The 369-nt window shown below is 41.2% G+C and carries 1 protein-coding gene; it reads right to left on the bottom strand.

What is annotated here, in order from left to right:
- Window positions 1–307, bottom strand: a 307-nt coding sequence (locus EIZ48_RS31720) for a hypothetical protein (RefSeq protein WP_500690639.1), incomplete at its 3' end; no start/stop codon positions are given.
- Window positions 308–369 lie beyond the last annotated feature (62 nt).

Here is a 369-nt window from a genome sequence, read left to right as displayed (position 1 = left end):
CATGGATTTTTAAGGTCTGTGTTTGACATGGGCCGGCTGATAAACTACCAACTTCTATAGCTTGGTCCACCGTATCTTCTGCCATCTTCCTGTAGGTGGTCCATTTGCCTCCTGTAATGGTGATCAATTTGGATGCGGTGACTTTAAGCTTATGGTCCCTGGATATTTCTTTGGTGCCCACTTCCTTGTTTTCAGGTAGTACGAGAGGTCTGAGACCTACGAATACGCTTAGTACATCTTTTTCCTTGGGGACAATTTTCAGATAATCTTTTAAGGTATCCAAAATGAAATTTATTTCTTGCTTCATGGGTTTTGGCTCCAATTGATGATGATCTAAAGGTGTATCGGTAGTGCCTACTAAAAGATGAT

Source organism: Photobacterium alginatilyticum, assembly GCF_009910675.1.
Lineage (GTDB): Bacteria > Pseudomonadota > Gammaproteobacteria > Enterobacterales > Vibrionaceae > Photobacterium > Photobacterium alginatilyticum.
The sequence above is the reverse complement of the archived record's forward strand: the minus strand, read 5'-3'. Positions and strand labels throughout refer to the sequence as shown.